This is a genomic window from Roseicyclus sp., assembly GCF_052168335.1.
Classification (GTDB): domain Bacteria; phylum Pseudomonadota; class Alphaproteobacteria; order Rhodobacterales; family Rhodobacteraceae; genus Roseibacterium.
In genome coordinates, this window is record NZ_JBQLZP010000603.1 from 1 (window position 1) to 7,152 (window position 7,152).

At 70.0% G+C, this 7,152-nt stretch carries 5 protein-coding genes; 3 read left to right on the forward strand and 2 right to left on the reverse strand.

Translation table 11 applies throughout. The annotated features are described in order from the left end of the window. Positions 1-1,640 (forward strand): hypothetical protein (locus ACTS11_RS18530; protein ID WP_442641766.1); only part of this gene is annotated, 1,640 nt, incomplete at its 5' end. A gap of 59 nt (positions 1,641-1,699) precedes the next feature. After that, positions 1,700-2,974, forward strand: a complete 1,275-nt coding sequence (locus tag ACTS11_RS18535) for a cytochrome P450 (protein ID WP_442641767.1) — start codon at positions 1,700-1,702, stop codon at positions 2,972-2,974. On the opposite strand, the gene ACTS11_RS18540 is transcribed toward ACTS11_RS18535, so the two are convergent. After that, positions 2,968-3,549, reverse strand: coding sequence for a VOC family protein (locus tag ACTS11_RS18540; RefSeq protein WP_442641770.1), 582 nt, complete (start codon positions 3,547-3,549; stop codon positions 2,968-2,970). The two genes, ACTS11_RS18535 and ACTS11_RS18540, sit on opposite strands and share 7 nt — an antisense overlap. 397 nt (positions 3,550-3,946) lie before the next feature. Here ACTS11_RS18540 and ACTS11_RS18545 point away from each other — a divergent pair, with 397 nt between their 5' ends. Then, positions 3,947-4,639 carry a GntR family transcriptional regulator gene (locus ACTS11_RS18545; RefSeq protein WP_442641768.1) on the forward strand — a complete coding sequence of 231 codons (693 nt, stop codon included), beginning with the start codon at positions 3,947-3,949 and terminating at the stop codon, positions 4,637-4,639. A 4-nt stretch (positions 4,640-4,643) separates the two neighbouring features. Here the strand turns inward: ACTS11_RS18545 and ACTS11_RS18550 are convergent. Continuing rightward, on the reverse strand, positions 4,644-7,152 hold a 2,509-nt coding region (locus ACTS11_RS18550; protein ID WP_442641769.1), incomplete at its 5' end, for a hydantoinase B/oxoprolinase family protein.

The window sequence follows — 7,152 nt, forward strand, 5'->3', positions numbered from 1 at the left end:
ACTTCGATCTCGGGCGCTACTCCCGCCCCGTCACGACCGCCTCCGACGCCGCCCAGCGCGCCTTCGACCGGGGGCTGATCTGGATCTACGGCTACAACCACGAGGCCGCCGCCGAGGCCTTCGAGGAGGCCATCGCCGCCGATCCCGCCTGCGGAGCCGCGCTCTGGGGCCTCGCCTACGCGGTCGGGCCCAACTACAACAAGCCGTGGGAGTTCTTCACGCCCGCGGAGCGTGAGGAGACGCTCGCCCGCGCCCATGCCGCGCTGGCCACCGCCAAGGGCCTCCGCGATGTCCTCAGCCCGGTCGAGAACGACCTGATCGACGCGCTCGCCGACCGCTACCCGACCGATCCGGCGATCGAGGACTTCGCGCCGTGGAACGACGCCTTCTCGGATGCGATGCGCAAGGTCCACGCCGCGCACCCGAACGACCTCGACGTGATCACGGTCTTCGCCGAGGCGCTGATGAACCGGACGCCCTGGCTTCTGTGGGACCTGAAGACCGGGGGGCCGCGCGCAGGCGCCTCGACCCTCGAGGCGCAGGCGGCGCTCGAGCGCGCCTTCGACACGATTCCGGCGGCCTGGGATCATCCCGGCTGCCTGCACATGTACATCCACCTGATGGAGATGTCGCCCACGCCCGAGAAGGCGCTGCGCCACGGCGACCGGCTGACCGACCTCGTGCCCGACAGCGGGCACCTGATCCACATGGCGACGCATATCGACGTGCTCTGCGGCGACTACCAGAACGTCGTGTCGCGCAACCACCGCGCGGCCGAGATCGACCGGAAGTACGAGGACCTGAAGGGGGCCAAGAACTTCTACACCGTCTACCGCATCCACAACGTCCATTTCGAGGCCTACGGCGCCATGTTCCTCGGCCAGCCGGAGGTGGCGCTCGCCGCCTCCGACCGGCTGATCGAGATGCTGCCCGACGACGTGACGGCCTACCTGCCCGAGCTCTTCGAGGCGTTCCACGGCAAGAAGGTCCACGTCCAGGTCCGCTTCGGCATGTGGCGCGAGATCCTCGAGGCGCCCCTGCCCGCCGACCCCGACCTCTACCGCTACACGACCTGCGCCATGCGCCAGGCGCGCGCCATCGCGCTGGCCAATCTCGGGCGGCACGAGGAGGCGCTGGCCGAGCGGGAGGAGGCCATCGCCGCGCGCGCCCGCCTGCCCGACGACTGGATGGTGTTCAACAACACCGCGCTCGACGTGCTGGAGGTCGGCGAGGCGATGATGGAGGGCGAGATCGCCTTCAAGGCAGGCAGGATCGAGGAGGGGCTCGGACATCTCCGCCGTTCGGTCGAGCTCGACGACGACCTCCTCTACGACGAGCCCTGGGGCTGGATGCAGCCCTCGCGCCACGCGCTCGGCGCGCTGCTGATGGAGGCGGGGCGCTTCGAGGAGGCGGAGGCGGTCTACCGCGCCGATCTCGGCCTCGACGGCACGCTCGCGCGGCCCTGCCAGCACCCCGGCAACGTCTGGAGCCTGCACGGCCTGCACGAATGCCTCGTGCGGCGGGGCGAGATGACCGAGGCGCGGCACATCAGGCTCCAGCTCGACCGGGCGGCGGCGCGCGCGACGGTGCCGATCCACGCCTCCTGCTACTGCCGGCGGAAGGCCGCGGCGGCCGCCTGAGGCGCGGGAACCGGCGGCACGCGTGGAGGTTTCCGGGTGGCAAGCCCCGGAGCCCGCCGATGCCCACGCACCACGTCCGTTCGGAAATGCCGCGCGCAATGCTCGCGAACCTGCCCCGCGACACGAGCCCGGACGCCACACTCTCGCTCCTGCGGGAGGGCTACGCCTTCATCTCGAACCGTTGCGAGCGGCTCGGCCGCGACGGGTTCCTGACGCGGATCATGCTCCGGCGCGCGATCTGCCTGCGCGGGGAGGCGGCGATGCGGCTCCTCTACGGGACGGAGGGCCTGACGCGGGTGGGAGCGATGCCCTCCTCGGTGTTGCACCTGCTCCAGGACGAGGGCAGCGTGCAGCAGCTCGAGGGCGAGGCGCACAGGGTGCGGAAGGCCGTCTTCGTGCGCCTCCTCGTGACCTCGCACGCCGACCGGACGCTTGCCGCCGACTTCTCCGACGACTGGCGCGCGCGGCTCCTCGCGCGGGGGCACACGGAGGTCCTGCGGTCGGCGAGCGACAGCCTCGCCCGGATCGCCTGCCGCTGGGCCGGGCTGCCGGAGCGTTTCGCCGACAACCCGGGCTTCCGCCGCGCGCTCTACCGGATGAGCGCGGACGCGGGCAGCTTCGGGCCGGCGACGGCGACGGCGCTCGCGCGGCGCAGGCAGATGGAGACGTGCCTTACGGAGGAGGTGCAGCGCACGCGGGCCGAGGGCGCGGACGGCGACAGCCCGCTCGGCGAGCTTCTGCGCGCGCGGAATGCCGACGGCACGCAGCTCGACGACGCGAGCGTGGTGGTCGAGCTTCTGAACCTGCTGCGGCCCATCGTGGCGGTCGGACGCTACATCGCCTTCGCGACCGCCGTCCTTGTGCGCGAGCCGCGCTGGCGCGCCCGCCTGGCCGACGCGGCCGCGCTTCGCGGCTTCTGCGAGGAGGTGCGGCGCATCTCGCCCTTCTTCCCCTTCACCGCCGCGCGGGTGACGAAACCGCAGAACTTCGAGGGGCTCGGCCTCGCCCCCGGCGACTGGGTGCTCGCCGATCTCTGGGGAACGCTCCACGATCCCCGCCTCTTCCCCGATCCGCACGCCTTCCGGCCCGACCGGGACCTCGACTGGGCACGGCAGGATCACCGTTTCGTTCCGCAGGGCGGCGGCGCCGTGGAGACGACGCACCGCTGCCCCGGCGAGAAGGTGACGCTCGCGCTGATGGAGGCCGCGTTGCGCGTCCTGACCCGCGATCTCGACTGGGAGGCGCCGGGTCAGAACCTGTCCGCGCGGCTCGACCGCATCCCCTCCCGGCCCGAGAGTGGCGTGCGCCTGACCGCGATCGCGCGGCGTCAGTAGGGGTTGCGCGCGCCCCGGTCGGCCGACAGCGAGGATTGCCGCCGCTCCACGAGATGCTCGATGGCGTCCGCCAGATGCTCGCGCTCGATGTGGGTGTCGCCGCGGGACACGCGGATCCGGTGCGCCTCGATCATCACGTCGGCGTGGCGGCAACCCTCCGGCGGCTCGAACCGGTAGGAGGCGAGCTCGATCCGCAATCCGAGGGGATCGCGGAAATAGATCGAATCCATGAAACCGCGGTCCACCGGCCCCGAATGCTTCACGCCGCGCGCGTCGAGGCGCCGGGCCACCTGCCAGAACGTCGCCTGGCTCACGTTCAGCGCGAGGTGATGGAGCGAGCCCGTCGCCTCCGGCACGGGGGTCGCGTCGGGCTTGCGGTCCTCGCTCGTGAAGATCGTGATGAGCCGCCCGTCACCGGGATCGAAATAGAGATGCCCCTGCCCCGGATCGTCCAGATTCGGCTGGTCGAAGACGAACGGCATGCCCAGCACGCCCTCCCAGAAATCGATCGAGGTCTGACGGTCGGCGCCGATCAGCGTGATGTGATGCACGCCCTGCGTCTGGATCTTGCGGATGTCGTTTTCCTGCATGGCGCACCCCCGGGCATGTGTCTGCCCGGCCATGGTGCGTGACGCGCCCACGGGCTGTCCACCCCGGAACGGGGAGCGCAGGTTCTGCGCCTTGCAAGTGTCCGGAGGCCCGCGACCATGACGGGAATATGGATCGAATCGCTTTTCGCGTCCGCTTCCGTTACAATTCGGGTTGCGTCGTCCACAATTCCGAATGTGAGTGCTTTGCCTGCGCATTGCGCCTGATCGACCGGGAATGCCCGCGATTTCGGCACCGGGAGCAAGAGCAAAGCCAAGCGGTTGCATTGGAATATTTTATCGTTAGATAGAAATTCGGAATGACTGCCAATGCCACTGTCTTGAATGGTATCTGCCGCGTTAGGCTCTGGGCTGGGGGAAGCCGTTGGAAGCATATCGCTCACTCACGTCGCTTGCGCTGCACCGGATCCGCGAAATGGTTCTGTCGGGCGAATTGCGGCCGGGCACGCGGATTCACATCGACGGCCTGCGGCGGCAACTGAACATCGGCGCGAGCCCCGTGCGCGAGGCGCTGAGCATCCTGTCGTCCGAACAGATCGTCGAGCGCCACGACCAGCGCGGATTCCGGACGCCGGTCATCAGCGTGTCGGATTTCGACATGCTGCTGGAGACGCGCTGCCAGGTGGAGGCGCTCGCGCTCGCCGAGGCGATCCGGCATGGCGACGCGCGCTGGGAGGAACGCATCGGACAGGCGGAGCAGGCGCTGTCGGCATTCGACCGCCGCAACGACCAGTCCTCGTGGGAGGCGGCGCATCGCGAGTTCCACCTCGCGCTCGTGGCGGCCTGCCCGTCGCGCTATCTCTTCGGCTTCTGCACCCAGCTTCACGACCTCGCGCTGCGCTACCGCAACGTGGCGATGCAGGCGGCCTATCCGGGGCGCCTCGTCGACGGGGAGCACAGGGCCCTGTCCGAGGCCGCCCGGGCGCGGGACGCCGAACGCGCCTGCGCTCTTCTCGAGCAGCATTACCGCGACACGGGCGCGTTCCTGAAGCGCCGCCTCTCCGAACTGGAGGCTGCGCCGAAACCGCCGCAGATGGCCGACGACATGGAAGACTGAGGGCTCAGGCCGCGCCGTAGCCCCCCGCCGTGGGCGTCACCACCGTGATCGTCTCGCCCGGGTCCAGCACCGTCTGGTCGCAGGCGTTCAGGACCTGCACCGTTCCGTCCTTGCGGCGCACCTCGGTCCGCCCTACCTCGCCGTCGCCGCCGCCCGCGATGCCGCGCGGCGGCGCCTTGCGGTGCGAGGAAAGGATCGCGCAGTCCATCCGCTCGAGGAAGCGCAGGCGCCGCTGCGTCCCGTCGCCCGCGGCGAACCGACCCGTGCCGCCCGAGCCGCGGCGGAGGCCGAAATGCTCCAGCATCACGGGGAAGCGCATCTCCAGCACCTCGGGGTCCGTGAGGCGCGAGTTCGTCATGTGGACGTGCACGCCCGATGTGCCCGCGAAGCCCCGGCCGGAGTTCATCACACCCGCGGGCGAGCCGGAACAGATCGTCTCGTAATACTGGTAGGTGTCGTTCCCGAAGGTCAGGTTGTTCATCGTCCCCTGGCTGTTCGAGAGCGTGCCCAGCGCGCCGAAGATCGCGTTGGTGACGTGCTGCGAGGTCTCCACGTTGCCCGCGACGACCGCGCGCGGATAGGCGGGCTTCAGCATGGACCCCTCGGGGATCACGATGCGGATCGGGCGCAGGCACCCGGCATTCATCGGGATCGGCGCCTCGACCATCACGCGGAAGCAGTAGAGAACCGCCGCCCGAGTCACGGGTTCGGGCGCGTTGAAGTTGTTGTCGGTGGCATCCGAAGTCCCGGTGAAGTCGACCGTCGCCTGCCGCGCCTCCCGGTCCACGGTGATCTTCACGCGGATCACCTGGCCCGTGTCGGTCGGATACTCGTATTCGCTGTCCTCCAGCCGCCCGAGTAGGCGCGCGACTTCCTCGGCCGCGTTGTCCTGCACGTGGCCCATGTAGGCCTCGACGGTCTCGAGCCCGAACTCCGTGACCATGCGGCGGAGTTCGGCCGCGCCGCGCTCGTTCGCGGCGATCTGCGCCTTGAGGTCGGCGATGTTCTGGTCGGGGTTGCGCGCGGGGTATGGATGATCGGTGAGAAGGTGGCGCAGCGCTTCCTCCCGGAAGGTGCCGCGCTCGACGATGACGAAGTTGTCGAAGAGCACCCCCTCCTCGTCCACGGTCTTCGCCAGCGGCGTCATCGAGCCCGGCGCCGTCCCGCCCACGTCCGCATGGTGCCCGCGTGAGGCGACCCAGAAGAGGATCGTCGCTCCGTCATCGTCGAAGACGGGCGAGACAACGGTGATGTCGGGCAGGTGCGTGCCGCCGTTGTAGGGCGCGTTCAGCGCGAAGACGTCGCCGGGGCGGATGTTGCCCTCGTTGAGGCGGATCACCGTCTCGACGCTGCGGTCCATGGAGCCCAGATGCACGGGCATGTGCGGCGCGTTCGCCACCAGCGCACCCGTCCGGTCGAAGACGGCGCAGGAAAAGTCGAGCCGTTCCTTGATGTTGACCGAATGCGCCGTGTTCTGGAGTGCCACGCCCATCTGTTCGGCGATGTTCATGAAGAGGTTGTTGAAGACCTCGAGCAGGATCGGGTCGGCCTCGGTCGTCCCGGCGGCGGAGGTGCGGGCCATCTTCTCGTGGCGGCGCATCAGGATGTCATCGCGGGGGGTCAGTTCGGCCGTCCAGCCGGGCTCGACCACCACGGTCTGGTTGGCTTCGATGATGAGCGCGGGGCCGCGGACCCGGTCGCCCGGCGACAGCGCCTCGCGCGGGTAGACGGCGGCCTCGACGTTCCTGCCACCCGAGAAGACCGGCACGCGGCGGTCGGTGGCGGCATCGCGGGACGCGGCCTCGACCACGGCGCCCTCGCCTTTCTCGCGCGCGGCTTCGGTCGTCTCGACCTCGACGGCTTCGACGGTCACGGGCTTGTCGGGCGAGACGAAGCCGAACTGCGGCTTGTGGGCGGCCTCGAACTCGGCGCGGGCGGCCTGCGCGTCGCCGTCCCAGGTCACCGGCAGCGCCGTGTCGGTGCCCGCGTAGCGCAGGTGGAGGCGCGTCACGGAGGCGGCCGCCGCCACGTCCACGCCCTGCTCGCGCAGCTCCGCCTCGACGGCGCGGGCGAGCTCGGCCCGAAGGCGTGCGACATCCTCCGCACTCTCCTCGCCCAGCGTCTTCACCAGCGCCTGCTGGCGGCTGGCCGAGACGGTGGCCCGCCCGATCCCGTAGGCCGAGAGCAACCCCGAAAGCGGATGGATCAGCACCGCCTCCATGCCCAGCGCGTCGGCCACGAGGCAGGCGTGCTGCCCCGCCGCGCCGCCGAAGGCGTTGAGGAGGTACTTCGTCACGTCATAGCCGCGCTGGACCGAGATCTTCTTGATCGCGTTCGCCATGTTCTCGACGGCGATGGTTAGGAAGCCCTCGGCCACCTCCTCCGGCGTCTTGCCCTCGGCCTCGGCGATCTCGGCGAACTTCGCGCGGACGACCGCGTCGTCGAGCGCCTCGTCCTGGCCGGGGCCGAAGACGCGCGGGAAGAACTCGGGCCGGAGCTTGCCGAGCATGACG

Bases quoted from the DNA above. Each gene is read 5' to 3' on its own strand.
- ACTS11_RS18535 (WP_442641767.1), top strand. From the start codon at position 1,700: ATGCCCACGCACCACGTCCGTTCGGAAATGCCGCGCGCAATGCTCGCG.